At 54.4% G+C, this 25,539-nt stretch carries 20 protein-coding genes and 1 other RNA gene; 1 reads left to right on the forward strand and 20 read right to left on the reverse strand.

Features of this window, described 5'->3' with window-relative positions; all coding sequences use genetic code 11:
- Positions 1 to 76 precede the first annotated feature (76 nt).
- The 5 genes from CD000_RS07540 to gpsB form a co-directional block, all read right to left on the reverse strand.
- Positions 77 to 1,579, reverse strand: a complete 1,503-nt coding sequence (locus CD000_RS07540; RefSeq protein WP_304441552.1) for a carboxypeptidase M32 — start codon at positions 1,577 to 1,579, stop codon at positions 77 to 79.
- 118 nt (positions 1,580 to 1,697) lie between these two features.
- Entirely contained in the window at positions 1,698 to 3,635 is a 1,938-nt protein-coding gene (locus CD000_RS07545; RefSeq protein WP_096225360.1) for an ATP-dependent DNA helicase, read from the reverse strand.
- Positions 3,636 to 3,757: 122 nt separating this feature from the next.
- Positions 3,758 to 4,900: a THUMP domain-containing class I SAM-dependent RNA methyltransferase gene (locus CD000_RS07550; protein WP_014195686.1), complete on the reverse strand. Its 1,143-nt coding sequence runs from the start codon at positions 4,898 to 4,900 to the stop codon at positions 3,758 to 3,760.
- 147 nt (positions 4,901 to 5,047) lie between these two features.
- Positions 5,048 to 5,444: RNase P RNA component class B (gene rnpB, locus CD000_RS07555), an RNA gene on the reverse strand.
- A gap of 99 nt (positions 5,445 to 5,543) precedes the next feature.
- Positions 5,544 to 5,840, reverse strand: coding sequence for a cell division regulator GpsB (gpsB, locus tag CD000_RS07560; protein WP_011231037.1), 297 nt, complete (start codon positions 5,838 to 5,840; stop codon positions 5,544 to 5,546).
- Here gpsB and CD000_RS07565 point away from each other — a divergent pair.
- Complete coding sequence (locus CD000_RS07565; protein ID WP_014195685.1) at positions 5,839 to 6,033, forward strand: hypothetical protein; 195 nt, start codon at positions 5,839 to 5,841, stop codon at positions 6,031 to 6,033. The genes gpsB and CD000_RS07565 overlap by 2 nt on opposite strands.
- A 42-nt stretch (positions 6,034 to 6,075) precedes the next feature.
- On the opposite strand, the gene CD000_RS07570 is transcribed toward CD000_RS07565, so the two are convergent.
- The 15 genes from CD000_RS07570 to cysK form a co-directional block, all read right to left on the reverse strand.
- On the reverse strand, positions 6,076 to 6,321 hold the full coding sequence (locus CD000_RS07570) for a CotD family spore coat protein (RefSeq protein ID WP_014195684.1): 246 nt from the start codon (positions 6,319 to 6,321) through the stop codon (positions 6,076 to 6,078).
- A 438-nt stretch (positions 6,322 to 6,759) separates the two neighbouring features.
- Positions 6,760 to 8,025 (reverse strand): ribonuclease H-like domain-containing protein, encoded by a 1,266-nt coding sequence (locus tag CD000_RS07580; protein ID WP_011231034.1) that lies wholly within the window; start codon positions 8,023 to 8,025, stop codon positions 6,760 to 6,762.
- 83 nt (positions 8,026 to 8,108) lie between these two features.
- The gene (locus tag CD000_RS07585) at positions 8,109 to 10,385 is read right to left on the reverse strand and encodes a DEAD/DEAH box helicase (RefSeq protein WP_096225361.1); all 2,277 of its coding nucleotides are present in this window, start codon (positions 10,383 to 10,385) and stop codon (positions 8,109 to 8,111) included.
- A 245-nt stretch (positions 10,386 to 10,630) separates the two neighbouring features.
- On the reverse strand, positions 10,631 to 11,416 hold the full coding sequence (locus CD000_RS07590) for an IclR family transcriptional regulator (RefSeq protein WP_031213154.1): 786 nt from the start codon (positions 11,414 to 11,416) through the stop codon (positions 10,631 to 10,633).
- A gap of 175 nt (positions 11,417 to 11,591) precedes the next feature.
- Positions 11,592 to 12,380, reverse strand: a complete 789-nt coding sequence (locus CD000_RS07595; RefSeq protein WP_096225362.1) for a fumarylacetoacetate hydrolase family protein — start codon at positions 12,378 to 12,380, stop codon at positions 11,592 to 11,594.
- Between the two features lie 6 nt (positions 12,381 to 12,386).
- Entirely contained in the window at positions 12,387 to 13,604 is a 1,218-nt protein-coding gene (locus CD000_RS07600) for an NAD(P)-dependent malic enzyme (protein WP_011231030.1), read from the reverse strand.
- Between the two features lie 188 nt (positions 13,605 to 13,792).
- Positions 13,793 to 15,976: a malate synthase G gene (locus CD000_RS07605; RefSeq protein ID WP_096225363.1), complete on the reverse strand. Its 2,184-nt coding sequence runs from the start codon at positions 15,974 to 15,976 to the stop codon at positions 13,793 to 13,795.
- A gap of 107 nt (positions 15,977 to 16,083) precedes the next feature.
- A complete protein-coding gene (locus CD000_RS07610; RefSeq protein WP_013145472.1) occupies positions 16,084 to 17,529 on the reverse strand; it encodes an FAD-linked oxidase C-terminal domain-containing protein in 1,446 nt (481 codons plus the stop codon).
- Positions 17,526 to 18,887, reverse strand: coding sequence for a (Fe-S)-binding protein (locus CD000_RS07615; protein WP_096225364.1), 1,362 nt, complete (start codon positions 18,885 to 18,887; stop codon positions 17,526 to 17,528). The genes CD000_RS07610 and CD000_RS07615 overlap by 4 nt, the downstream gene beginning before the upstream one ends.
- Complete coding sequence (locus CD000_RS07620; RefSeq protein ID WP_096225365.1) at positions 18,865 to 20,208, reverse strand: FAD-binding oxidoreductase; 1,344 nt, start codon at positions 20,206 to 20,208, stop codon at positions 18,865 to 18,867. The genes CD000_RS07615 and CD000_RS07620 overlap by 23 nt, the downstream gene beginning before the upstream one ends.
- A 252-nt stretch (positions 20,209 to 20,460) precedes the next feature.
- Positions 20,461 to 21,357 (reverse strand): NAD(P)-dependent oxidoreductase, encoded by an 897-nt coding sequence (locus CD000_RS07625; RefSeq protein ID WP_096225366.1) that lies wholly within the window; start codon positions 21,355 to 21,357, stop codon positions 20,461 to 20,463.
- Complete coding sequence (gene hyi, locus CD000_RS07630; RefSeq protein WP_096226256.1) at positions 21,354 to 22,151, reverse strand: hydroxypyruvate isomerase; 798 nt, start codon at positions 22,149 to 22,151, stop codon at positions 21,354 to 21,356. The genes CD000_RS07625 and hyi overlap by 4 nt, the downstream gene beginning before the upstream one ends.
- Positions 22,152 to 22,334: 183 nt before the next feature.
- Positions 22,335 to 22,973, reverse strand: coding sequence for a Bax inhibitor-1/YccA family protein (locus CD000_RS07635; protein ID WP_096225367.1), 639 nt, complete (start codon positions 22,971 to 22,973; stop codon positions 22,335 to 22,337).
- Positions 22,974 to 23,067: 94 nt separating this feature from the next.
- Positions 23,068 to 24,147: an AbrB family transcriptional regulator gene (locus CD000_RS07640; RefSeq protein ID WP_096226257.1), complete on the reverse strand. Its 1,080-nt coding sequence runs from the start codon at positions 24,145 to 24,147 to the stop codon at positions 23,068 to 23,070.
- 271 nt (positions 24,148 to 24,418) lie between these two features.
- The gene (cysK, locus tag CD000_RS07645) at positions 24,419 to 25,342 is read right to left on the reverse strand and encodes a cysteine synthase A (RefSeq protein WP_011231021.1); all 924 of its coding nucleotides are present in this window, start codon (positions 25,340 to 25,342) and stop codon (positions 24,419 to 24,421) included.
- Between the last annotated feature and the right edge of the window lie 197 nt (positions 25,343 to 25,539).

A 25,539-nucleotide genomic window follows, 5' to 3' on the forward strand; every position in this document is an offset into this window, starting at 1 on the left:
AGACACAATAGGACTTTGTCGACAGAAAAACTAAACGAACAGCGTAAGAACGATGTTTGCACTGACGCGCCTGTTTCTATAATCGATAAAGCGCCTTATATTTTTCTTCTAAATATTGAATAAGATAATCGGCTTTCAGCGTTTCGCCCGTCGCATCGCGCACAAGTTCGAGCGGCTTTTTCATTTTTCCAAACTGGTGGATATGAACGGTCAGCCATTCACGGATCGGTGCGATGTTCCCCTCTTCAAGCAGCCCAGCTACATCCAACTCTTTTTCCATCGCTTGCTTGAATTGCGCCGCATACATATAGCCGAGCGCATACGATGGGAAATAGCCGAAGCTGCCGCCGGACCAATGGACGTCCTGCAACACGCCGACCGCATCGTTGTGCGGGCGGATGCCAAGGTATTGTTCATATTTCTCATTCCATACATCCGGCAAGTCGATCGCTTCCAGCTCCCCAGCAAACAGCTGCTTTTCGATTTCATAGCGGATGATAATATGGAGCGGATACGTCAGTTCGTCCGCTTCAATACGAATGAGCGACGGCTTCGCTTCATTGATCGCCCGGTAAAACGCATCAAGCGAAACGTCGGCGAACTGCGTGGGCGCGTATTGCTGCAGGCGCGGGTAATGCCGCTTCCAAAACGCATAGTGGCGTCCGATCATATTTTCAAAAAAGAGCGACTGCGATTCATGAATGCCCATCGACGCCCCGCTTGCAAGCGGAGTGCCGACAAGCGCCTCGGAAATGTGTTGTTCATACAGCGCATGGCCGCATTCATGGATCGTGCCAAACACCGCGGTGCGGAAGTCGCGCTCGTCGTAGCGCGTCGTAATGCGCACATCGTTCGGGTTGAGCTCGATCGCAAATGGATGGACCGTCTCATCAAGTCTCCCCTTGCCAAAATCATAGCCGAGCTCTTTAAGCAACTCAAGCAGAAAAGCGCGCTGCTTTCCTTTTGGAAACGGCGCGAACAAAAAGGACACATCCGGCTTGTCGGACGCGGCGGAAATGGCGTGCACAAGCGGGACGATGCGTTCGCGCAGGCGGCTGAACAGTTCGTCAAGCAAATCGACGGTCATGCCCGGCTCGTATTGATCGAGCAGCGTATTGTACGGGTGTCCTTCATACCCCCAATAACGGATAAAGCGGCGCTGAAACTCGATGATTTGCTCCAAATACGGGCGAAACCGGGCGAAATCAGCAGCCGCTTTCGCTTCTTCCCAAACGCTTTCCGCTTTGGAACAAAGCACGACAAACTCTTTGTATTCATCCGCTGGAATTTTTTTATTGCGCTCGTATTCTTTTTTGCATTCATCAAGCGTTTTCTTTGTCACATCATCCAGCTCTTCGTAGACGGCTTTGGGCGACAGCTTGGCGATAAAGGCTGCCATCTCCTCGGATGTCGACATGCGAAACACTTCTTCTGACAGCATGCCGATCACTTCTGATCGCTGCTCGACCCCTTTTTTCGGGGCGCCAGTCCGCAAATCCCAATACATGAGGCCAATCGCTTCGCGGTAGCCCGTCATTTTTTTCACGTATTGCAAAAACTGCGCTTCGATTGGTTTCACTATACTCAGTCCCCCTATGTATTTCATGGCCGTATCATCATTTCCATAACAAGGTGCCATTTTCCTGCTTGCCAGCGAGAAAATGCTATTTTTGTGGAAAATGAAAAAGGGAAGAATATCATTCTTCCCTCACCGCTGTCGGCAACACGTCTTTGATCGCCGCAATGACCCGTTCATCTTCCCTGTCGGTGACGAAAATGGAAACGATGCCGCGGTCATCGCGCGTGCGGATGAGCCGTCCGACTCCTTGGCGAAGGCGAAGAAGCATATACGGCACATCGACGTCCCAAAACGGGTTGCTATACGCTTTTCGCTTCGCCTGAAACACCGGATCATTCGGCGGATACGGCAGCGACCAAATAATGACGTTCGAAAGCGACGGCCCCGGGATGTCAAGTCCTTCCCATAAATGTTCGGAACAAAGCACCGTTTCCTCGTTACGCTGAAACTCGGCGACCAAATCGCTGATTTCACGGTCGCCTTCAAACAAAAACGAAAATGGTTCGCCGGCTGCCGCCTCTTTAAACTGAAGAAGCTCCTCGCGCGTCGGGAACAAGATGAGCGCCCGGCCTCCGGTTTCGCGCAATTTTTCAAGCGCATATGCGTATTTTTTGGCAAACAGCGTCTCATCCGTGCGGAACGTCGGCATAAAAATCGTCATCTGTTCGTCGTAATCAAACGGCGACGGCACACTGAACGATAAATAGTCATCAATGCCTAAGCTTTGGGCGATATAGGCAAACGATTTTCCGCTCGATAGCGTCGCTGACGAAAAGATAAACGGCATTCGTTTGCTGAACACTTTTTCGCGCAACACTTCTTGAACGGTGCGCGGCATGACGACAAACGTCGCCTCTTGACGCGACGACTCAAGCCACGTAATGGCGTCGGCGTTTTTCAAAAACAAATCGAGTGAATACTGGATTTGGTCCAAATATTCATCCACAATGTTCAGCTGGTAATGATCGATCGTATACGTCTCGCTTTCAAACACAAGCTCGTTGCCGATTTCGACCATTTGGCCGCGGAGCCGCTTCGCCCATTGTTCAAGACGCGGCGACGGCAAAATTTCTTTCCGGTTCGAACCCGGAACGTCTTTCGCGCACGCTTTCAGCTCATCAAAAAAGCGCGTGCTCGTCTCCAGCGTCTCCTCAATTAAATAGGCGAGCTCTTCACGGATGTCGTTTTCAAGAAGACGTGTCAGCAACGTCTCAAGCGTCGTCTCTTTCATTCGATATGTCAACGCCTTTTGCGCAGCGAACTCCAATAAATGCCCTTCGTCAAACACGACACAGCTCGCTTCCGGCAACAGCGGCAGCTGTCCTTCCCGCTTGCGCGCTTCATACGTCCAAACATGTTCCATATAAAAATCGTGCGAGCAGATGATCAAATCCGCCGCCTTCCGGTAATAGTCGCGCCAAAGCGTCTGTCCGCAGCGATGCCGCTTTTCGCACGTGAAACAGTCTTGAAACGGATCCCAGGCGATTTTTTTCCACTGCTCATCAGTCAGGTGGGCGTATTCTTTTCGGTCGCCGTAGCGGTAGAACGACTGCAGCGGTTTGTTGTCATGGACGAAGGCCGGAAGTTCATCGTAAATTTGCTCATACAGCTCGATGTCGTCATCGTCATACGTCGTTACTTCTTCCAGTTTATTCAAACATAAATATTGATCTGGCGATTTCGCCAGCCGGACGTCGATTTCCAGCCCGAGCACGTTGGATAGCTTCGCAATATCGCCTTCCTTTTTGACGAGCTGCTCAATGAGCGTCTCATCGGCGCAGGCGATAATGGCCGGCTTGCCGGTATAGCGGGCGTAGCAGACTGCATACAGCAAATACACGATCGTTTTCCCTGTGCCAACTCCCGCTTCGGCGAAGATCACCTTTTTTTCTCGAAACGCCCGCTCGAGCTGAAACGCCATATAAATTTGCTCGTCGCGCAGCTCAAAGCCGGCTTCCGGCAAAATGTCATAAAAAACATCGCCGATCCACTGGCTCAACTTATCAAAAAAGTTTTCATTTTTTTCTACAACAAACGGATAACGTTCATGGCCCATCGTCGCCACCCCTCCAATTGGCATAAACTCCCCCGGCATATCATGCATAAGCGCGCAACAAGTTTGTTGCGCGCTCGATCCCTAGTAACAAAACAATATTATGATCGATGGCCGCCGAGAAGTCAACTTCGAGCTTCGCGCGGCGGCCGCGGCCCCCAGTACTGGTAGTAATGGGTTTCAATAAAGCCGTTAAACAGTTTGCGCCGCTTCGTCGCCGGGCGGCCGTAATGCGTTTCAAAACCGCGGTGGGCGGTTAAAATGTACACCGACCACGTATCCAAGGCGGCGAAGGCGCGGCCGATGGCGCGATAGAGCGCTTCGACCTCCCGTTGTTCGCCAAGCCGTTCGCCGTATGGCGGGTTGCCGACGATCACCCCGTATTGTGCATCGGTCCGAAACTGCTCGGCGCGGCCCTCCCGAAAAGAAATGAGATCGGAAAGCCCCGCTTCGGCTGCATTCATCTTGGCGATCTCGACCATGTGCGGGTCAAGGTCAATCCCGCAAATATCAAGCGGTTGGTCGTAACGCGCCATCTGTTCCGCCTCTTGGCGCGCCTCTTCCCATACCGATTCCCCGATCCACGGCCATTGCTCCGAGACGAAATCCCGGTTAAACCCTGGGGCGATGTTTTGGCCGATCAGCGCCGCCTCAATGGCAATCGTGCCCGACCCGCAAAACGGATCGACGAACGGGCGCTCGGGCGTCCAATTGGTGAGCAACACTAAGGCGGCCGCGAGCGTCTCTCTTAGCGGCGCCTCCCCTTGGCGAGCACGGTAGCCGCGTTTATGCAGCCCGGCGCCGCTTGTATCGATCGTCAACGTAGCGATATCTTTGTGAAGCGCCACCTCGATCCGATACAACGGCCCGGTTTCCGGGAACCACGACAAATGATAGCGCGCTTTTAAGCTTTCGACGACTGCCTTTTTCACAATGGCTTGGCAGTCGGAAACGCTGAACAGCGTTGATTTGACCGACTTCCCGATCACCGGAAACTCGGCATCTTTCGGCAAGTAATCGGCCCATGGCAACGCCTTCGTTTGTTCAAACAACTCCTCAAACGTCGTCGCTCGAAACTCACCGACTTTCAGCTTCACGCGGTCAGCGGTGCGCAGCCAAAGGTTGGCCCGGCAAATGGCGAGCGCATCGCCTTCAAACGTCACTTTGCCGTTCTCCACTTGGCACTCATAACCAAGCCGGCGCACTTCTTCCGCGACGACTGATTCGAGCCCCATCGCGGCCGTGGCAATCAGCGAAAACGAAGTCATCCTGTTCCCCCTATCTGATAGGCGTATGTATCCTCATTCATGGTCTATACTTCCATTATAGTCATATGGAAGGAAAACACACAAAAGAGAAAGCCCTCCTTCCTGCAGGAGGGCTTTCCCACGATTCCAATCACCGCGTTAATCATGTTCTGTAAGCCATGTTCTGTACCTTCGTACTGCAAGCGGCTTTCGCCTCGTACTCCGGCGGTAATCATCTATCTACAGGCAGCGTACGCCGCCTGTCCTTCCCTCCGTTCATTTCCTTCGGGAAGGTGCCCCTACCATCATTTGGGTTTCTCGCTCGTGGGGTTTACCGCGTTCCACCTCTAAGGTTTCCCTTAGAGCTGCGTCACTGTGGCACTTTCAGGGTAATCGAACCATATCCGCATGCGGACGTAGGTTCTTTCCCCGCCGTCAGCCCAGCCGAAGCCAGACTGCCCTAGCTTATGGATTCGCTAGGCACGAACACTACGGGCATCTCAGCACCGTGCGAGCATGGACTTTCCTCTACGGCCGAAACCGGCCGCAGCGATTACCCGAACATGATTAACGCTGCGAGCATCTTACAGTATAGCTGATCTTGGTGTGAGAATCAAGAAGAAAAAATTAGAAATCCCTGCATCAACTTCGCCCTGCCGGCTGGTTATTCATACAGTTTCCGGCCAAACACATGCTTTTCTAAGTTGGAAAGGCGCTGCAAAATGTCGTAGTTCGTCGTTCCCGCCGACATCGCCGGCCGTTTTTGAAGCTCCTCGACTTGCCGCTTCAGCCGGGCGTTTTCCTGGCGCAACTCGTCAATTTCTTGCTGAAATGCTTCATAATCTTTAATAATGAGATCCAAAAATTGATCCACTTCGTCTTGGTTGTACCCCCGTATGCTTACCTTAAATTCCTTTTCTAAAATGTCTTTCGGCGTCAGTTTCACTTGATGGGCTGACATGGCTTTTCACCTCAATCCGCATTCAACGATCATCTTCTCTTTATTTTTTCAGAAATTCAGCCGGTTGTCAATTGACGGTTGGCTTGCCGCATCGATCGGGAAGCCGCATGGCGCCCACGCAGACTTCCCGGCGGCGCCGAAACGCCGTCCTCCCGCCCAAACGCCGCCGGCTGCCGGCGTTTTCCATCCGTAAAAAAACAGAAGCCGACAAAGCGGCTTCTGTTTTTGGCCCTTACTATCGCAGCGGAAACGGCGGAAATGGCATCGGTCCCGGACCCGGGCAGTACAGATGGCGATTGGCAGCCTGAGCCACCGCCGATTCCGTATGCGGGAAATAATGTTGATGTTCATACAGGTGATGATAAACATGCATCGTATGCGATGGATGGATATGCGGCACAATCGTTGCTTCGAAATGATGCAAAACGTTGCAACGAGGCGGATGAACGATCGGCGCCGTTACATTCGGCAGGCAATGCATCATATTCCTCTCCTTTCATCAATTTAGGCTGTTGCTTGACAATACTAGCCTATGATGAACGGAGTGGACTCGTACTAGTATAAACACCCATTTTGAAGAGCCATTCGCGCCAACAATCTACCGGCTCTCTCGCTCCGGTGCTTCGGACGTTTTGGCATAGTCATTCGTCTTTTTGAATCCGTTATGCGGCGCCGGCCTCTCTGACGTTCATTAATAGATATAATTGAACACGACAAACGTCAAACCGACGACAATAAAAAAGAGATACAAAATTTTTTTGTACATGCTCCGCATCGTCTTCTTCTCCCTGCCATCGTTTTCGTTCATTCCGATGCCATTGTACACGTTTTTTCTTTTTTCTACAAGATTCACAACAAAAAGACGAAACATTTTCGTTTTCTGTCATATTTTGCGCTTGCCAGGGAAATGGACGAGTTCTCACCCGTTTTTCTTGCGTTCAAGCCGCGCGAGCCGCCTGCGCCATTCCGCTTCTTCTTTCTCGCTATGTTGTCGGCTCATCCTAGCGAGCGACCGCCACGCTTCATATGCCATAACGGCATAACGGTGCGCTTCGGCCGCATCCCGGAAATAATGTTCATACACCTTCGCCAGTTCAAGCCCGGCCTTCGCCTTCCAATAGCCATTTCCGTGGATAAACAAGTCGCGCCAAAGGAGAGCAGCCTCTTCATATCGTTTTTCTTTTCGGTATAAAAGCGAAAGCTGCCATTTCGCCGTCTGCGCTTCCTTCGCCCCTTTGCCGCTCGCCTCCTCGTACACCCCCCTTGCCGCCGCTGTTTCCCCGACCGCTTCGAACCAACGGGCGGCGGCCAACTGCTCCTTGGGGTCAGCGAGCCGGTCCGCTTCAAGCAGCTGAACGGATAGGTGAATGTAGAGAGCAATGAGCGACAACACGTCGCGCTCGTTATGGCGCAATACTGGCATGAGCCGGTCTGGATGGGGCGTTTGCAAAAACTCCTTGTACATCATCGGCGCCAAAAAGCCCGGCACATCATCGCCCCGCTCGACATAGAGAATGTGCCGCTCCACTTCCGAAAGGCGCAGCGAATCCAATTTGTCTTTCCATAAGCGGCGGGCGGCGTGATACAAATCAAAATGACCGAACGCTGGCAGTTTTGGCACCATGTTGCGGACAAGCGCATGGCGCGTTTTCAGGCGCGGCCAGTCGAACGCTTTTCCATTATAGGTAACAAGCGTCGTATAATCGACGTCAGACAAAAAACTTTGATAGAGCGCCACTTCCGCCCCTGGGTATGGCAGAAGGTGCTGGCGGATGGTGACGAAATCGCCAAGAATGCGGGCGTGGCCAAGCAAGAACATGATGTTTCCCGCCCCGCTTGAAAGTCCCATCGTCTCCGTGTCAAAAAAGAATAAGTCGCTAACGGCAAAGCCGCGGCAGGAGAGCGGATGGGAAAACGGCGCTTCCTGCCATCTTTCGTGCACTTCATACAGCGCTCCGAGCCGATAGCGGCCGTGCTGATAGTCAAGCGGATACACCGTTTCCCGAATGAGGCAGTAATCGCCGGCAAACCAATACGGCTTGGCGCCGTACTCCCGCCAAACGTCGGCATACGGCACGTCCGTCACAGGTCGTCCGTCCGGTTTCTCCTCTTCTTTTTCTTCATCGTTCTCCTTTTTATGCCGGGCGGCAAGCAATTCTTTCCATTGCGCCAACTTCGGCTTCATCCGTTCACCCCCTCCTTGCTTGACGTCGGCTTGCTTCTATAAGTTGATTCTCCCACACTCGGCAAAAACACGCATGACGACGCTTAAACGGACGGACCGGCCCAAACGGCAAGTTGTTCGTCCAAAAACTGGACAAGTTCGCGCTTCAACGACGGTCCGTCAGCGCTTGAAATGCCGATGCACGATGGGCAGCCGTCCGCACACGGGCAGCGTTCGACCCATTCTTTCACATGTTTCATGATCTCTTCATACCGTTCAAACACCGCCTCCGACAGGCCGACTCCGCCTGGATAGCGATCATAAAGGAAAATCGTCGGCCGTCCGGAATGCGGCGCCTTAAGCTGCGGCAAGACGTGAAGATCGGAGCGGTCGCACATGACAAACACCGGCACGAGATGACCAAGCACATTGGCGATGCCGACAAGGAGTTGTTCAAACAGCGCCGGGGAAAACCGTGACGGCACCGCCTCCCACTCGATCCACGCCGCCGACGTATGAAGCGTTTCCTCCGGAAGGCGGATCGGCCCTGATCCGATGTTTTCAAACGTCGACAGCTTCAGCTTTTTAAAAATCGTCGCCATCGCTCGGACCGATACATCACCGTAACGCACCGCCATTTGTCCGCGCGTTTCGCTCCGGTCTTCCGACAGCACATCAAGCCGGACAGCCAAATTGGCGTCCGTAAAATATTCAACATCGACTTGGCGGACGTACGCCTTTTTCTCCTCCCAGTCGAGCTTTTCAACTTGGTATTGTGCTCCTTCGTGCAAATAAATCGCTTCATCATGAAGCAGCGTCATCGCGCTGAAGCGGTCCATTTCGCCGATGACGCGATGGTGGGCGGTGTCGGAAATATCGATGATGACGACGTTTTCCTGAGCCGCGGAGCGCAAACTGATATCATGCGCGGGAAACGCGTCGCTCATCCAGTGCCAGCGCCCAGCGCGTTCGTTTAGCACCCCTTGCTCGGCCAAAAAGTCGAGCACCTCTTCGACCTCGACGCCGCCGAACGTCTCGCCGCGCCGGAACGGAAGCTCATAGGCGGCGCATTTGATATGATCGACCAAAATGAGCAGATTGTCCGGGTTGATGCGCGCCGCCTCCGGCGAGCGGGCGAAAAAGTATTCTGGATGGGAGATGATGTACTGATCGAGGGGGCTTGCGCTTGCGATCATCACAACGAGCGAATCGCCCTGGCGCCGGCCGGCGCGCCCGGCTTGCTGCCACGTGCTGGCGATCGTTCCCGGATACCCTGTTAAGATGCACGCTTGCAATTGGCCGATATCAACACCGAGCTCGAGCGCATTCGTGCTCACCACACCGATAATCTCCCCGCTGCGCAACCCTTTTTCAATGGCGCGCCGCTCGCTCGGCAAGTAGCCGCCGCGGTAGCCGCGGATCGTCGTATCGCCGATTCGTTCGTTCACCACCGCCTGCAAATGGCTTAAAATCAACTCGACACGGACGCGGCTGCGGGCGAAAACGATCGTCGGAATGCGGTTGACAAGCAGCTGTCTTGCGAGCTCAACGGCCGTTTTTGTCGCGCTTTGGCGAATGTTCATCGTCCGCTCGACAACCGGCGGATTGTAAAACACGAAATATTTCCGCCCGCGCGGCGCCCCATTGTTGTCAATAAGCGCCACCGGTTCACCGATCAGCCGCTCCGCCAACTCTTTCGGATTGGCGATCGTCGCCGACGTGCAAATAAACGTTGGTCGACTCCCGTAAAAGGCGCAAATGCGCTTTAAGCGGCGGATGACGTTCGCCACATGGCTGCCGAATACGCCGCGGTATGTATGCAGTTCATCGATGACGACGTAGCGCAGCTGTTCAAAAAGAGAAATCCATTTCGTATGGTGCGGCAAAATGGCCGTATGGAGCATATCTGGGTTGGTGATGACAATATGGCCCGCTTGACGGATTTTTTGCCGCAGCGCCGGCGCCGTGTCGCCGTCGTATGTATGGCTGTAAATCGACACCCCCATCTCGGCGATGATCTCGTTTAGTTCATTTTTTTGATCTTGAGCGAGCGCCTTCGTTGGAAAGATATACAGAGCGCGGCTCGATGGCTCTTTGGCAATGGCATCGAGCACCGGCAAATTGTAGCAAAGCGTTTTCCCTGAAGCGGTCGGCGTCACGGCGACAATGTTCCGCCCGCTTTGGACCGCGTCATAAGCGGCCGCCTGGTGCGTATACAACGAAGCGATGCCGCGCGCTTTGAGCGCCGCGCCAAGCCGCGGATCGAGTTCGTCTGGAAACGGAACGAAACTCGCTTCTTTCGGTTCGATTTCATGCCAATGCACGACATTCGGATCTTGGCGAAGCTGTTCGATCCATTCCGACAGCGTCTGTTTTTTCACGTCGCATATCACCTCGTTTCTATTTTACATGCATTCCGTTTGTTTGCACTACAAAAAACGCCCACCAAGAGGCAGTCCTCTCTCGTTTCAAACTGGCAGACAACCGATATATCGGAGCCGGCCGAACGACAGAACGTTCGATTGTATCTGAACGGTTTTGGAAAAAGGACGCCTTCCTCTCATCTTCCCCGCCAAGGCGGCATCCACATAGGTCATTCTTCTTGGCACAAAAAAACGTCCAGCCGCTACAGCTGGACGGAATGGGCTCCACGATAGCCGAGCCTTGCCGACAGTTCTTTGCCGATCTGCCGCATGCGCACAGTGAGCGATGTGATGCGGTCGTCCGTCATGCGGATCGTCGGGCCGGAAACGCTGATCGCCGCGACGACGCCGCCAGTATAGTCAAAAATCGGAACGGCAACACATCGGATACCGTACTCGTTTTCTTCCAAGTCAAGCGCATACCCGTTTTGCCGGACGGTCTCAAGTTCGCGGAAAAATGCCTCGCGGTCGGTGATCGTCCAATCGGTATGCTTCGGCAGTCCTTTCCGATCGATGATCTCTGCAGCCACCGCGGGCGGCAAATGGGCTAAAATGGCCTTGCCGACCGCCGTGCAATGCATCGGAGCCCGCTTGCCGACTTTGGAGTGCATGCGCAGCGTCTCCGTTCCTTCCAATTTTTCAATATAAATGACTTCCCCTTGATCATAGACGACGAGGTGGATGACCTCGTTCGTTTCTTTTTCGAGCTCGCGCAAATATGGCTTCGCCTCTTGGCGCAAATCGATCGAATCAAGCAGCTTTGAGCTGAGCTCTAAAAACTTGTAGCCGAGCTTATACCGCTCCGTTTCCGGATGTTGTTCGATATAGCCGTATTGGGCAAGCGTCGTTAAAATGCGGTACACCGAACTTTTGTTGATGTCCATTTGTTTGGCGATTTCCGTCACGCCCAGCCCGTCCTTTTTCGTGCTGACGATTTCGATAATTTGCAGCGCCCGGCGGACCGATTTGACCGTGTTTTCTCGTTCCATCGCATTCACCTCGATTTGTTCTCTCCGCTCGCCATTATACACGAACAGCCGGGCTTTTGCAGGCGGGAGAGCAGCGCAGGCGCGCATGGCAGCGAGCGCCGCCTTAACGGACGGAACGTATTCACCGTCAGGACGCGCCTGATGCCTTGTTTGGCCCAGAGATGCCGCAGGTTCGTTATGAACGTTGGATGGAAACGGCTGGCGCTTTGGCGGCGACGAACGTATTGCGGAGCGTGCCGATGCCGTCCACATCGCATTCAATGACCGTCCCCGGGCCGACAAGCTCGGCGCCGACCGGGCTTCCCGTCAAAATGACGTCGCCCGGTTGCAGCGTCATGACATGAGACAAATACGAAATCATTTTGCTGATGGAAATGATCATCAGCTTGGTCGAGCTGTTCTGCTTTTCTTCACCATTGACCCGCACTTTCACCGATACAGCCCGAGGATCGAGCTCTGTTTCAATGACCGGGCCGAGCGGTGTAAACGTATCGAACGATTTTCCGATCGTCCAATGGCCGTCCGGGTGGAAAAACTGCGGCGCGGTGACATCGTTGGCGACCGTATAGCCGAAAATATACGACCACACGTCTTCTTCGCTCACCTGTTTTGCCTCTTTGCCAATCACAACCGCCAGCTCGGATTCAAATTTCACTTCACCAACCCCACTCGGAATGACCACCTCCGCTTCCGGCCCGACGACCGACGAGGATGGTTTAAAGAAAAAGACAGGAATATCTGGCAGTTCCACCGGCAGCTGTTCACTGGAGGCCACATAGTTGGCGCCAATGCCGATCACATGGCGCGGCGCAAGCGGCGCCACGAGCGAAACGCGATCATAGCGAAATACGTTTCCCGTATAATCCCAAGCGGTGAACATATTTCCTTCGATTTCGCGGATCACTTCACCGTTCACCACACCGGCGCGAATCGCGCCATCAGCGAGAAAACGGGCAAATTTCATCGATGGCTACCCCTCTCTGACACGATTTTGTTCCTCAACTTTTTCCTTGACTCGAGCCACCCCGGTCTCCATGGCGGCACGGGCGACGGCGGAAGCGACGGCCTCGACGACGCGCCGGTCAAACGGGTTCGGGATGACATACTCTTCCGTCAGCTCTTCCGGCTGGATGAGCCCGGCGATGGCTTCGGCAGCGGCAATTTTCATCGCCTCATTAATTTGCGTCGCCCGCACATCGAGCGCGCCGCGGAAAATGCCAGGGAACGCCAACACGTTGTTCACTTGGTTCGGCAAATCCGACCGGCCGGTCGCGACCACGGCGGCGCCGGCGGCTTTTGCCTCATCCGGCATGATCTCAGGCACCGGATTGGCCAAGGCGAATACGACCGCCCCGCGGTTCATCGTCCGAACCATCGCCGGCGTCAACGCCCCAGCAACCGAGACACCGATAAACACATCCGCGCCTTGAATGACGTCCGCAAGCGTCCCGGAGATACGGCGGTGATTCGTTTGCCGGGCGATTTCTTCCTTGATAGCGTTCATCCCATGCGAGCGCCCTTCATAAATCGCTCCTTTTGTGTCGCAAACGATCAGTTCGCCGACTCCGATCGACAGCAGCAATTTGGCGATCGCCACCCCGGCAGCGCCGGCGCCGTTGATGACAACCCGGCAATCGGCAAGCTGTTTGCCAACCACTTTCAAGGCGTTCGTCAGCCCAGCGGCCACGACAATCGCCGTGCCATGCTGATCATCATGAAACACCGGGATCGCCATCTCTTGGCGAAGACGCTCTTCAATGACAAAGCAGGCGGGGGCGGCGATATCTTCCAAATTGATGCCCCCAAACGCCGGTTCCAGCAACTTGACCGTTTGAATGATTTGTTCCGGATCTTCAGTATCGAGGCAAAGCGGCACGGCATCGATCCCGGCGAACGCTTTGAACAAGGCGGCTTTCCCTTCCATGACCGGAAGCGCCGCCCGCGCGCCAATGTTGCCAAGCCCAAGCACCGCCGTGCCATTCGAGACGACGGCGACAAAATTGCCCTTCACTGTATAGTTGTACATTTCGTCTTGGTCGACGTAAATTTCTTTGCACGGTTCAGCCACTCCCGGCGAATAAATGAGACTTAAATCATTGGCATTCACGACCGGCACTTTCACTTCAACTGACAGCTTTCCTCTTGCCTGCCGATGGACAAGCAACGCTCGTTCTCGCAAATGTTCCATCACTGATCCCTAGCTACTAGCCTTCCCCATCCCCTTGTACCGCCTTTTGTGCTGCTTTGCGTTTGACAACCGGCCAGTAGTAACTAGGAGCTGCCTCCTTTCTCCATTTATTTTCTTAATTTTCTGATCATAATAGATAGGAAGGAACAAGGTCATCCATCCCTTGTTCCTTATACAACTTTTGGCGTTTATTGCTGAATGGCGGCAAATTTCGCTTTTGCTTCTTGACGGCGGCGGTGCAAAATCGGCTCGGTATAGCCGTTTGGCTGTTCATAGCCGCGGAAAATGAGATCGCACGCCGCTTGGAACGCCACCGAATCATCGTAATTCGGCGCCATCGGACGATAGTTCGGATCGCCGGCGTTTTGTTCGTCGACGACTTTCGCCATCCGCTTGAGCGTCTCAAGCACTTGCTCTTTCGTGCAAATGCCATGATGGAGCCAGTTGGCGAGAATTTGGCTCGAGATGCGAAGCGTCGCCCGGTCTTCCATCAGTCCGACGTTGTGAATGTCCGGCACTTTCGAGCAGCCGATCCCTTGGTCGATCCAGCGGACGACATAGCCTAAAATGCTTTGGCAGTTGTTGTCGAGCTCTTCTTGAATCTCTTCCGCTGTCCATTGCGGATGGTCAACGACCGGGATTTGCAACATGTCGTCGCGATAATCGTTCCGATCGTTCGCCAGTTCGCTTTGCACAGCGGAGACGTTCACTTGATGGTAATGAAGCGCATGGAGCGTGGCCGCTGTCGGCGACGGCACCCATGCCGTATTGGCGCCTGCTTTGAGCTGCGCTCCTTTTTGCTTCAGCATTTCTGCCATCAAATCCGGCATCGCCCACATTCCTTTGCCGATTTGCGCCCGGCCGCGGAAGCCGGCGGCAAGCCCAACGGCGACGTTCGATTTTTCATACGCCTGCAGCCAAGTCGATGATTTCATCTCGTTTTTGCGCAGCATCGGCCCCGCTTCCATCGACGTATGAATTTCGTCTCCGGTCCGGTCGAGGAAGCCGGTGTTGATAAAAATGATGCGGTCGCGCACTTGGTAGATGCAGTTTTTCAAGTTGAGCGACGTGCGGCGCTCCTCGTCCATCACGCCGATTTTAATCGTATTCCGCTCAAGGCCGAGCATATCTTCGACACGGTCAAACAGCTCGTTGGCAAACGCCACTTCCGCCGATCCGTGCATTTTCGGCTTGACGATGTAGATGGAACCTTTGCGCGAATTCAAGTAGCGTGTATTGCCGATGAGCGAATGTTTCATAATCAAGCTTGTAATGACGGCGTCCATGATCCCTTCATGCACTTCCTCGCCATTCGCATGCAAGATCGCGTTGTTCGTCATTAAGTGCCCGACGTTGCGCACGAACATGAGCGAACGGCCCGGCAGCACGAGCTCCCCGCCATCCGGCGTTTTGTATACGCGATCCGGGTTCAGGGAGCGCGTCATGATTTTGCCGTTTTTCTCAAATGTCGCTGTCAAATCGCCTTTAACGAGACCAAACAAGTTGCGGTAAACGAGCACTTTGTCTTCGGCGTCAACGGCCGCCACCGAATCTTCACCGTCCATGATCGTTGTCACGGCCGCTTCTAGGACAATGTCTTTGACCCCGGCTTGATCCGTTTTTCCGACCGCATGCTCGCGGTCGATTTGAATTTCAATGTGAAGGCCATTGTTCTTCAGCAACACCGCTGTCGGATGTTGCGGGTCGCCTTGGAAGCCGACGAGTTTTTCCGGCTCTTTCAGCCCCGTCGTCGCCCCGCCTTCTGTCGTCACGACAAGCTGGCCATCAACAATGGCGTACTGGACAGCGTCTTTATGGGAATATTGCGCCAGCGGCACCGCTTCATCTAAAAACTGCCGCCCGTAGGCGATGACTTTCGCCCCGCGCACCGGGTTGTACGACGAACCGCGCTCGGCGCCGTCTTCTTCGCTGATGGCATCGGTGCCGTACAGCGCGTCGTACAGGCTGCCCCAACGGGCGTTGGCAGCGTTTAATGCATAGCGGGCGTTCGTCAACGGAACGACGAGCTGCGGCCCGGCTTGCACGGCAATTTCATCATCGACATTGTCGGTCGTAATCTCAAAGTCCTCGACTTCCGGCTCCAAATAGCCGATGTCTGTCAAAAATGCTTTATATTCGTTAAAATCAAAGCGGCCGCGATGCGCTTTATGCCACTCATTCAATTTTTCTTGAATTTCGTCGCGGCGGGTGAGCAATTCTTTGTTGCGCGGCGTCAAGTCGGAAATGAGCGCGCCGAAATCGCTCCAAAACTTGTCTTGATCCAACCCGCTGTTCGGCAGAAGCTCCTCGTTGACAAAGTCGTACAACACTTTGGCGACTTGGATGTTCCCTTTTTGTACGTATTCGCCCATTATTCTCTTCCCCTCTCTTGTTTCTTATTACGAAACATCGTTTTTCAATTTCTCTAAAAAGATGATACCATGAAACGAAATGACTGGCAATTGTTTTCAAAAAATTTTCATTTCACTGTCGACGGCGTCTTTGTCTCTACACAACGCCCCGGCGTCGGGAACAGCTTGCCGGCGTTGAGCAAGTTTTTCGGGTTAAACACGTCGCGGATTGCCGTTTGCGCCAAAATTTCCTCATCAGTGAAAATGAAGCGCATCTCTTCTTTTTTCTCAATGCCAACGCCATGTTCCCCTGTAATTGATCCGCCGACCGCCGCGCACGCCTTGAGGCATTCGCTTCCGGCGGCAAGCGCCCGCTCCGTCTCCCCAGGCTTGCTCGCATCAAACAGCACAAGCGGGTGCAAATTGCCGTCGCCGGCGTGGAAAATGTTTGCGATTCTCAGTCCATACTTGCGGCTGATATCGGCGATTTCCCGCAGCACTTCCGGCAGACGGCTGCGCGGAATGACGCCATCTTGCACTAAATAGTCAGGCGAAATCGCCCCCATGGCGCCAAAGCCGGTTTTCCGGTTCGCCCACCAGCGGGCCCGTTCTTCCTCTGACTGGGCGACTTTCACTTCGCGCACATGATGGCGGCGGCAAATCGTTAAAATATCGTTGATTTGTTCGTCGATCCCGGCGGAAATGCCATCCACTTCAATGAGCAACAGCGCGGCGATGTCTTTCGGATGCCCGACCGGAAACGCGGCCGCTTCGACCGCCTCGATGGCCGTTTGGTCCATCATCTCGAGCGCCGCCGGCACGATTCCAGCGGAAATGATGTCGGAAACGGTCTGGCTCGCATCTTCCACTTCGTCAAAATAGGCGAGCACCGTCTGTTTGGCCTCGGGATTTTTCAACAAACGGACGGTGATTTTTGTCACGATGCCAAGCGTCCCTTCCGACCCGGTCAGCAGCCCGAGCAAATCGTAGCCCGGCGGATCGGGAACGCCGTTTCCGCCGATTTCAATCACTTCGCCGTTCGGCAAGACGACTTCAAGCCCTAAAATATGGTTCGTCGTCACTCCGTATTTTAAGCAGTGGGCGCCGCCAGCGTTTTCAGCGACGTTGCCGCCGATCGTGCAGCAATATTGGCTTGACGGGTCGGGCGCATAGTAATAGCCGCGGTGGGCGACCGAGTTCGTCAACTTCAAGTTGACAAACCCCGGCTCGACGACGGCGCGCCGGTTTTCGAGATCGACGTGCAACAGCCGCTTCATCCGCGTTAGGCTGATGACGACTTCGCCGTTTAGCGGAATCGCCCCGCCGCTTAACCCCGTGCCGGCGCCGCGGGCGAGAAACGGAAGATCATGCTCATGGCAGTATTTGACGACCGCCGCCACTTGCTCCGTGCTGTTTGGAAATACAACCGCCCTTGGCAAATGGCGGTGGACGGTGAAGCCGTCGCAGTCATACGCCATTAAATCTTCTTTCCGGTATAAAATCGCCTGTTCCCCAACGATGCGGGCGAGCGCTTGGATGTGCGGGTCGTTCGTTGCAATCGGCCGTTTTCTCATATGCGCACGTCCTTCCCTTCTTCTTTTTGGTACGCCCAATCGAGCAGCTGCACCGTATGGACGATTTTTTGGTTTCGTCCATGTTTCATGACGCCAAGCGCCATTTGCAGCATGCAACCTGGATTGCCCATCGAGATCAGCTCCACCTCTTGCGGCACGTGTTGCATTTTGCTCTCAAGCACCGCTTGTGCCATCTCCGGATGGGTGAGGTTGTAAATGCCGGCGCTGCCGCAGCAACGATCGGCGTTTGGCATGGCGACCATTTCCACCCCCGGAATGCTTTCAATCAAAGCGCGCGGCTCTTGGCGGATGCCCTGGCCATGGGCCAAATGGCACGCATCATGGTAGGTGAGGCGCACGTTCAATTCCGCTTTCGGTGGTTTGAAGCCCGTGTCATGCAAAAATTTGGACACATCCTCAACTTTGGCGGCAAATTGCTCCGCCTTTTCATGCCATTCCGGGTCATGGCGGAACAGTTCCGGATATTCTTTCAACATGCAGCCGCAGCCGGCGGCGTTAACGATGACATGGTCGACATGTTGAAACGCCTCAATATTTTGCTTGGCGAGCTTCCGGCCGGTTTCGCGGTCGCCGGCGTGAACGTGAAGCGCCCCGCAGCACGTCTGGTTCGGGACGATGACGACATCGTTGCCGTTATGGGTCAATACACGGATCGTCGCTTCGTTAATATCACTAAACATAACATCCATGACGCATCCGGTCAAAATCGCGACGGTTCGCTTTGTTTCCCCCTTCGCCTTAATGAGCGGCTGATGTTTATACTTTCTCCGAACCGGCGTACCGACCGCTGGCAAAATCGCCTCCATCTCAGCCAAGTGATCGGGCATGACACGCAGCAGTCCGGTTTTGCGCGCCACCGTCTGCAAGCCGCTTTTTTGGTACCATTTCAGCAGGCGGCCGAGCCAATCGAGGCGCGACGGATGCGGAAAAATGCCTTTTAAGAAAACGTCGCTGACAAGCGCCTTCCAACCGGTGAGCGGAACCGCCTGGCGGAGCTGGCCGCGCACTTGTTCAATGAGCCCACCGACATCGACATCGGCCGGGCAAGCCGTCGTGCATGCACGGCAATCCAAGCACGTAAAAATCGGATCGAGCAAATCAGGCGTCAACTCAAGCTTCCCTTCGCCGACCGACTTCATCAAATGAACGCGGCCGCGCGGAGAGTACTGTTCTTCACCCGTCTGTTCGTACGTCGGGCATGATTCTAAACACATGCCGCAATGAACGCAATCAGCCCACTTGCTCGGGTCCGGCAAATCGTGAAAACGATAGTTGCCAAGACTCGCGGTCGCACACGCCGGGCTGTCCGCCCGTTCATTGGTCATCGTGCTCATCATTAAATCCCCCAATAAAGCGTTGATCGTTGACCGTTTTGTTCGGATCGATTTTCCGCTTAATGCCTTCGAGCAAGAAAAAGTACGACGGCTTTCCGCCCCAGACGTCGACGCGCTGGCGCAGCGAAAGCGGCAAATGTTTCACAATCGCGTAGCCGCCAAGGCGAACCGCCGTTTGGCGCAGCTCCTCGATTGCGGTCAACACTCCCTCTTCGCCGCCGTGCATATACGCCTGACAAAGCCCGTGGCCCAATCCGCCGTGCGCCTCGATGCGGACATGGCAACGGTCAGCGATTAAAACGCTTTCACGCAAGATGGAGAGTACATCCAAGTTGACAACCCCGATTTTCACTGCCGCTTCAACACCGTTTTCCGCCTGCTCCAGACGCCCGTTCGGTGCCATCGTGTAAAACGTCCGCCAAAACGCCGCCGTCTCTTCGCCGGCTAAAATGGACATTTCCACCGCTTTCGGCCGCAGTCGTTCAACCCAATGCTCTTGGTAATGGACGGCGTTTTCCACATCTTCAAACCCGATCACAAGCGTATAAACCGGCCGTCCCGTCAGCCGCTCGGAAAGCGCCGGGTTGAGCAGTTCAAAACAAATCGGCTCCATCATTGTATCAAGGAACGAAACGGCAAACGAGCGAATGTCATGAAGATCGCCGCTTGGGAACGACAGCAACACAACGCTTTCATATTTCGCGAGCGGTCGAAGCTTGAGCGTAATCTCGCTCAGCACCCCGAGCGTCCCCATCGCCCCAATGAACAACTTATTCATATCGTAGCCGGCGACATTTTTTACCACTTTGCCTCCGGAACGAATGACGGTCCCGTTCGGATAGACGACGCGCAGCCCGATGACCGAATCGCGCGCTGCCCCATAGCCGAGCCGCTTCGGACCGCTATCGTTCGCGGCAATGACCCCTCCGATCGTCGCTTCCTCCGGCCAAAACGGGTCCAAGGCGACCTTTTGCCGATGCGGAGCGAGCGCGCGCTGCAAATCACCAAACACCGTTCCGGCTTTGACAGTGACCGTCATATCGGCGGCCGCATGTTCGACAATGCCGGCATAGTGTTCCAACGACAGCAAGATGTCCGCCTGTTCCCGCTGCCCGCCAAACCCCCGTTTTGTGCCGCGTCCAGCGATGACGACTTTTTTGCCATGGCGGTCGGCATAGCGGAGCACCGCAGCGATTTCTTCCTCTGTTCGCGGATAGACGGTCACCGCCCCATCATTGCCGAGGGGGTGGAACGATTCATTCCGTTTGATCTGTTCTGGATGCAAAAACGCCTGCAGCTCCTCAATCCATGTCAATGAAAGCATGAGCGCCCTCCTCCGTTTCTTAATAAGAAACATCGTTTCTTTTTATCAGTAAAAAAAAGCGAGCCGCTCGAACCGTTTTCTTTATCAGGCGGAGGGTGTCCCAAAAGAATCGGGACACCTTTTCCGATCACCGTCATATATACAAGTGATTTAGCCCAAAATAACCTTTGGTGCCAGCCCTCCTGCTACTTCTATTAAACCATCGCTCATCCATTTTTTCAATGAATTTTTTGAATTTAGGGATCATTTTGTTCATTCCGTCTCTTCCACCACCACTCCGACCCGCTGCTCGAGCGGCTGAATGACCGCGGCCATATCCAAGTCGGCAAGGCCTGCGGCGATCGCTGCGGCAAACGCTTCTTCTGCTTGAATGCCGAGTCGGCGGCCAAGGCCGATTTCATCCATCAACTCGTTCGCCAAGCGCACATCTTTATGTACATACTTGACCGCCCCGCCAGGAGTGAATCGACGCGGCAACACGAACTGCTCCATATGGCGGCGCAACATCCGGCTGTCTCCATAGCTTTCTTTTAACAGCCGATACAGCTTCCCGGCATGAAGCCCATAAGCGACGCCAGCGACCATCGCTTCCGCCGCGGCGACCGAATGGACGGCGACCAAGTACTGGTTGATCGCTTTTGCCGCGCTGCCGGCGCCGCTTTCTCCTAAATATTCAACCGTTTTTCCTAACACCCGAAGCAACGGACGCACCCGCTCCCATGCTTCTTTCGCCCCGCCGACCATGATCGTCAGCGCCCCTTGCTCCGCCCCTTCCGGCCCGCCGCTTACCGGCGCGTCCAAATAGGCGACGCCGTGCTCATCGGCGCGCCGAGCGACAAACCGGCTTGTTTTCGGACCGACGGTTGTAAAATCAAGGCAAATCGTCCCCGGATGGGCCGCGCTAAGGACACCGCCTTCACCTGTATACACCTCGATGACATCATCCGGCATCGATAAGCACGTGCAAATGATATCCGCCTCGCCAGCCAGCTCTGCCACTGTCGCCGCCTGTCGGGCGTCAAGGTTGACAAGCGGAACCGCTTTTTCTGTCGTACGGTTGTACACCGTGACATTGAATCCCGCTTCAAGCAGCCGTCTAGCCATGCGCGAGCCCATCACGCCCAATCCGATAAAGCCGACGCGTGTCATCGTCCGCCTCCCCCTTTCATTCCGCGGTATTCATCATACCAGACAAAACTTTCGCTGCTTTTCCCTGATGGAATGTACTCAAGTCCAATCGCTCCATTGTAGCCGTGCTCTTGCAAAAATGCGAAAATCTCGCGATACGGAAGCTCTCCCGTCCCCGGCTCATGCCGCCCGGGGGCATCAGCGAATTGCACATGCGCGATGAGCGGTGCGTAGTCGGCAAACGTCGCTGTCACATTGCGTCCGAGCCGAGCCATATGATAGACGTCATATTGCAATTTCACATTCGTCCGGCCGAGATCGCGGATGATCGCCGCCGCTTCCTCAATATCGGTTAAAAAGTAGCCGGGCATATCGAACGGATTGATCGGTTCAATCGTCAGCGTCAAACCATGAACAACAAGCGTTGCAGCCGCTTCGTCAATGCGGCGCATATACGTCTCCTTCGCCCGCTCGCGCGGCAAGTCCCTTGGCAACACTCCGGCCATGCAATGAAGATTCGGTACACCGAGCGCGAGCGCATAACGCACTCCTTCCTCCAGTGCACGCCGGAATTCATCATGACGGTCAGAAAAAATGGCGAGCCCGCGCTCCCCCTTTTCCCAATCGCCAGCGGGCAAATTCAGCAAAACAAGCGACAGCTCAAGCTGCACGAGTTCATCAGTAATCGCCTCAGGAGCCACCGAGTACGGAAACTGGCATTCAACGTGCGAAAACCCATGCTGCTTCGCCTTGGCAAACCGGGCGAGAAACGGCGCTTCCGTGAAAATCGTCGATACATTGACGGCAAACTTCATCATGAGGCTCCTTTCTTCTCCATTTCTTTCTCTATATTCGCCCCACCGTTTGCCGATTCCTGCCTCACCGCGTTTCCCCTTTAATGCCGTAAAAAAACAGCCGCACCATTTCGACTTGCCGCTTTGATCAATGCCACAGTCATGGAAAAAAGGCTGCCCCAAAGGAGCAGCCCTTTTTGGCGCTCAATCCTCATCGCTGGCGAAAAAACGCAAAATGTAGACAAACAAGTTGATGAAATCAAGGTAAATATTGACCACAATCATCGGGATGTCCGCTTCCGTAAAGCCATAGCGGGCCAAACGGTTGATGTCGTAAATCGTAAAGCCAAGGAAAATCAGAATCCCCAAAGCGGCGATGCCCATTTGCCCTACGCTTGAGAATGGGATGAACCATTGGATGATCAGCAAGCCAAGGAGCGCAAACGCGCCCAGCATCAAAAACCCGCCGAGGAACGAAAAATCTTCTTTCGTTCTCGCTGCGTAAATGGCAACGCCGGAAAACGATACAACGGCCAGCGCAAACGCTTTGAACACCGCCGCCGCGCCGATGATGGAAATGTAATAGCCGATGAGCGGATAGAGCGTCGCGCCCGAGACGAGCATAAACGCAAACATAAGCGGATAGCCGACCGCTTTTTTGCGGCGGGCGAAAATCATCACCAAAAGCAAAATCAGTTCAAGCGCATAAAGCGGTAAATAAAGGCCGGCCGGCACCCATTGCCCGGCGTACAGACCTGCAGTCGCAACGGTCAAAGCCGCGAGAAATGAAACCGCCAGCTTGGCGACCGGGCTGTGCGGGCGGTAAACGGGTGATTGATTCATCACGATTCCCCTCCTTTTTCTTTCTAGTTTAGCATATGTTTGTCACTTATCACAGCCCCCACTTTTTCCGCCGCTATAGCCATCGTAGCCATCCTTATCCGCCGTGCCGCATTGGCCAACGTTCGATTCGTTGAAACCAGCGGGTAGCGAACAGTTTTTTCAGCACTGGCGGGACGACGAACAGGATGAAAAAAATGCGAAACATTTGGTAACTCGTCACGATCGCAAGGCTCGCGCGCGCTTCCTGCGCCAAAATCCCCATCTGATCCATGCCGCCCGGCGCCAAAGCGATAAAGGCGGTCAAATAAGGGACGCCGTGCAAGCTTGTTAGCACAAACGCGGCAGCCATAGAAAACAAAATGAGGGAAAAACCCGTGGCAGCCGCCGCAAGCATCATTTTCCGTTTCTCCTTGATGTCAGCCGGCTTAAGCGTTAAACCGAGATAAGCCCCCATCGTAATTTGCGCGATGTCCAATATCGGCGCTGGCAAATCCGGTGCAGGCACCCCAGCGATCACCAGCGCTGCCGTCCCGATGATCGGGCCAAGCAAATAAGCGGTCGGCAGTTTCATGCGCTTGCCAACGAGTGCGCTAGCCACGGTAACGACGAAATACAATAAAGCAAGACCAACCGTCCAATCCGGCCCTCGCTCAGTTCCAGCATCCATGGCCGCTCCGGAGCTACCGGAAAAGATCGGGCTCAAAGCGATGAGCGGGACAAGAAAGACAACACCCATGAGGCGCGTCACTTGAAAAAGCGTAACGACCGTCACGTCGACTCCTTTTAGCTCCTCGCCGAGAATGAGCATTTGCGACAACCCGCCGGGAATGCTGCCGGTGACGATGGAGCGGAGCGAAATGCCAGTCATGTGCGCCGCCATGCAAGAAAACAGAAAGCTAAACAACAAAATCAACACTGTCGCCAACAGCATCGACGGCAGCTGCCGGCCCATCTCGGCGAGCGTCGCCGCCGTCATCGACGTGCCGAGCGTATAGCCGATCGGGATGAGCCCGGCATTGCGAATTGCCATCGGCCAATACAGCTTTCCTTTCAAAAAACGTTCCGCTATAAGCAGCACGGCCGCCGGGCCAAGCACCCAGTGAAGCGGAACGCGCAAAAGAGCAAATCCGATGCCGCCTGACGCTGCGATAACAAACGTCAAGGCGATGCGCATGAGGTTGTTCGCCCCTTGTTGTCCTTCCGGAGCCAAATGGAACACTTCCCTCCGCCTTTAGTGAGCGACCGTTACCGAACGATCCCTTCTGCTTTTTGAGGGCGACGCTTGGGCAAAAAGGGACAGCAACAGCCGCTTTACGATCGGTAAACTAAAACGGCAAACAAAAACATTCCTCTCCTGTTTAGCAGAGAGGAATGCTTCTCTTCCCATGAAAGGCAAGGAGCAGTGAAGCCAACGGCCCTCGCTTTTTCGCCGATGCGCCGTCCGCTTAATCAGCGAATAAATCGGATGACAAATACCGCTCGCCGGAATCGGGCGCCATGCAAAGGACGCGGGCGCCTTTGGGGAGCTGTTTCGCCACTTTGATGGCGTAATAGGCACTGGCAGCGGCCGAAGCGCCGACCAAAATGCCTTCCTTCGCCGCCAGTTCGCGCGCCATCTGTTGGGCATCCTCATCTTTGATCAAAAAAATGTCATCATAAATCGAGCGATTTAAAATTTTCGGGATAAACCCCGGACCCGTGCCGGGAATTTTGTGCGGCCCCGGCTTGCCGCCCGACAACACAGGCGAACCGTACGGTTCAACGACGTAAATGCGCAAATTCGGGATGCGTTTTTTCAGCTCCTCCCCTGTTCCGGTCACCGTCCCGCCGGTGCCGGCGGTTAACACGAACGCATCGAGCCGTCCATCAAACGCTTCATAAATTTCCACCGCTGTTGTATGCCGGTGTGCATCCGGATTGGCCGGATTTTCAAACTGCATCGGAATAAAGCTGTCAGGGATTTCGCCAGCAAGCCGGTTTGCCTCATCGATCGCCCCTTGCATCCGCTTCTCCGCCGGCGTCAAATAGACTTCGGCTCCGTACGCCTTTAAAATTTTCACCCGTTCGACCGTCGCATTGTCGGGCATCGTAATGATGCAACGGTAACCTCTGGCGGCGCACACCATGGCCAGGCCGATGCCGGTGTTGCCGGACGTCGGTTCAATGATCGTGCTTTTTCCCGGTGCAATTTTCCCTTCCGCCTCGGCGCGGCGGATCATTTCCCAAGCGGGCCGGTCTTTGACGCTGCCGCCCGGATTGAACGATTCAAGCTTCATATACACATCCGCGCCGTCCGGGTCAGGAAGACGCTGCAACTTTACAATCGGCGTGCCGCCAATCAAATCTAAAATCGAGTCATACAATTTCACGATCGTCCCCAACCTTTAGCAAAATATTTGTTTGCCTCATTCATTATAAATGATTTTTCTTTTTTCGTTCAAACAGTCTGTCCCGCCCGCAGCACCAGGCGTTTTTGGATCGTTTTTCGCAAAAGGACGTTCGTTTGGCCGGACCGATTGCGATTTTTCCCCTGTTCTAGTCCGATATTCCCCCTTATAATAAAAAA

Source organism: Geobacillus sp. FJAT-46040 (assembly GCF_002335725.1).
Lineage (GTDB): Bacteria > Bacillota > Bacilli > Bacillales > Anoxybacillaceae > Geobacillus > Geobacillus thermoleovorans.

What these genes read in the sequence shown, in the direction of transcription:
- CD000_RS07545 (WP_096225360.1), bottom strand. Translation starts at nt 3,635, where the DNA reads ATGGGCCATGAACGTTATCCGTTTGTTGTAGAAAAAAATGAAAACTTT.
- CD000_RS07550 (WP_014195686.1), bottom strand. Translation starts at nt 4,900, where the DNA reads ATGACTTCGTTTTCGCTGATTGCCACGGCCGCGATGGGGCTCGAATCA.
- CD000_RS07565 (WP_014195685.1), top strand. Translation starts at nt 5,839, where the DNA reads ATGGCTTTTCACCTCAATCCGCATTCAACGATCATCTTCTCTTTATTT.
- gpsB (WP_011231037.1), bottom strand. Translation starts at nt 5,840, where the DNA reads ATGTCAGCCCATCAAGTGAAACTGACGCCGAAAGACATTTTAGAAAAG.
- CD000_RS07570 (WP_014195684.1), bottom strand. Translation starts at nt 6,321, where the DNA reads ATGCATTGCCTGCCGAATGTAACGGCGCCGATCGTTCATCCGCCTCGT.
- CD000_RS07580 (WP_011231034.1), bottom strand. Translation starts at nt 8,025, where the DNA reads ATGAAGCCGAAGTTGGCGCAATGGAAAGAATTGCTTGCCGCCCGGCAT.
- CD000_RS07590 (WP_031213154.1), bottom strand. Translation starts at nt 11,416, where the DNA reads ATGGAACGAGAAAACACGGTCAAATCGGTCCGCCGGGCGCTGCAAATT.
- CD000_RS07595 (WP_096225362.1), bottom strand. Translation starts at nt 12,380, where the DNA reads ATGAAATTTGCCCGTTTTCTCGCTGATGGCGCGATTCGCGCCGGTGTG.
- CD000_RS07600 (WP_011231030.1), bottom strand. Translation starts at nt 13,604, where the DNA reads ATGGAACATTTGCGAGAACGAGCGTTGCTTGTCCATCGGCAGGCAAGA.
- CD000_RS07605 (WP_096225363.1), bottom strand. Translation starts at nt 15,976, where the DNA reads ATGGGCGAATACGTACAAAAAGGGAACATCCAAGTCGCCAAAGTGTTG.
- CD000_RS07610 (WP_013145472.1), bottom strand. Translation starts at nt 17,529, where the DNA reads ATGAGAAAACGGCCGATTGCAACGAACGACCCGCACATCCAAGCGCTC.
- CD000_RS07615 (WP_096225364.1), bottom strand. Translation starts at nt 18,887, where the DNA reads ATGATGAGCACGATGACCAATGAACGGGCGGACAGCCCGGCGTGTGCG.
- CD000_RS07620 (WP_096225365.1), bottom strand. Translation starts at nt 20,208, where the DNA reads ATGCTTTCATTGACATGGATTGAGGAGCTGCAGGCGTTTTTGCATCCA.
- CD000_RS07625 (WP_096225366.1), bottom strand. Translation starts at nt 21,357, where the DNA reads ATGACACGCGTCGGCTTTATCGGATTGGGCGTGATGGGCTCGCGCATG.
- hyi (WP_096226256.1), bottom strand. Translation starts at nt 22,151, where the DNA reads ATGAAGTTTGCCGTCAATGTATCGACGATTTTCACGGAAGCGCCGTTT.
- CD000_RS07635 (WP_096225367.1), bottom strand. Translation starts at nt 22,973, where the DNA reads ATGAATCAATCACCCGTTTACCGCCCGCACAGCCCGGTCGCCAAGCTG.
- CD000_RS07640 (WP_096226257.1), bottom strand. Translation starts at nt 24,147, where the DNA reads ATGCGCATCGCCTTGACGTTTGTTATCGCAGCGTCAGGCGGCATCGGA.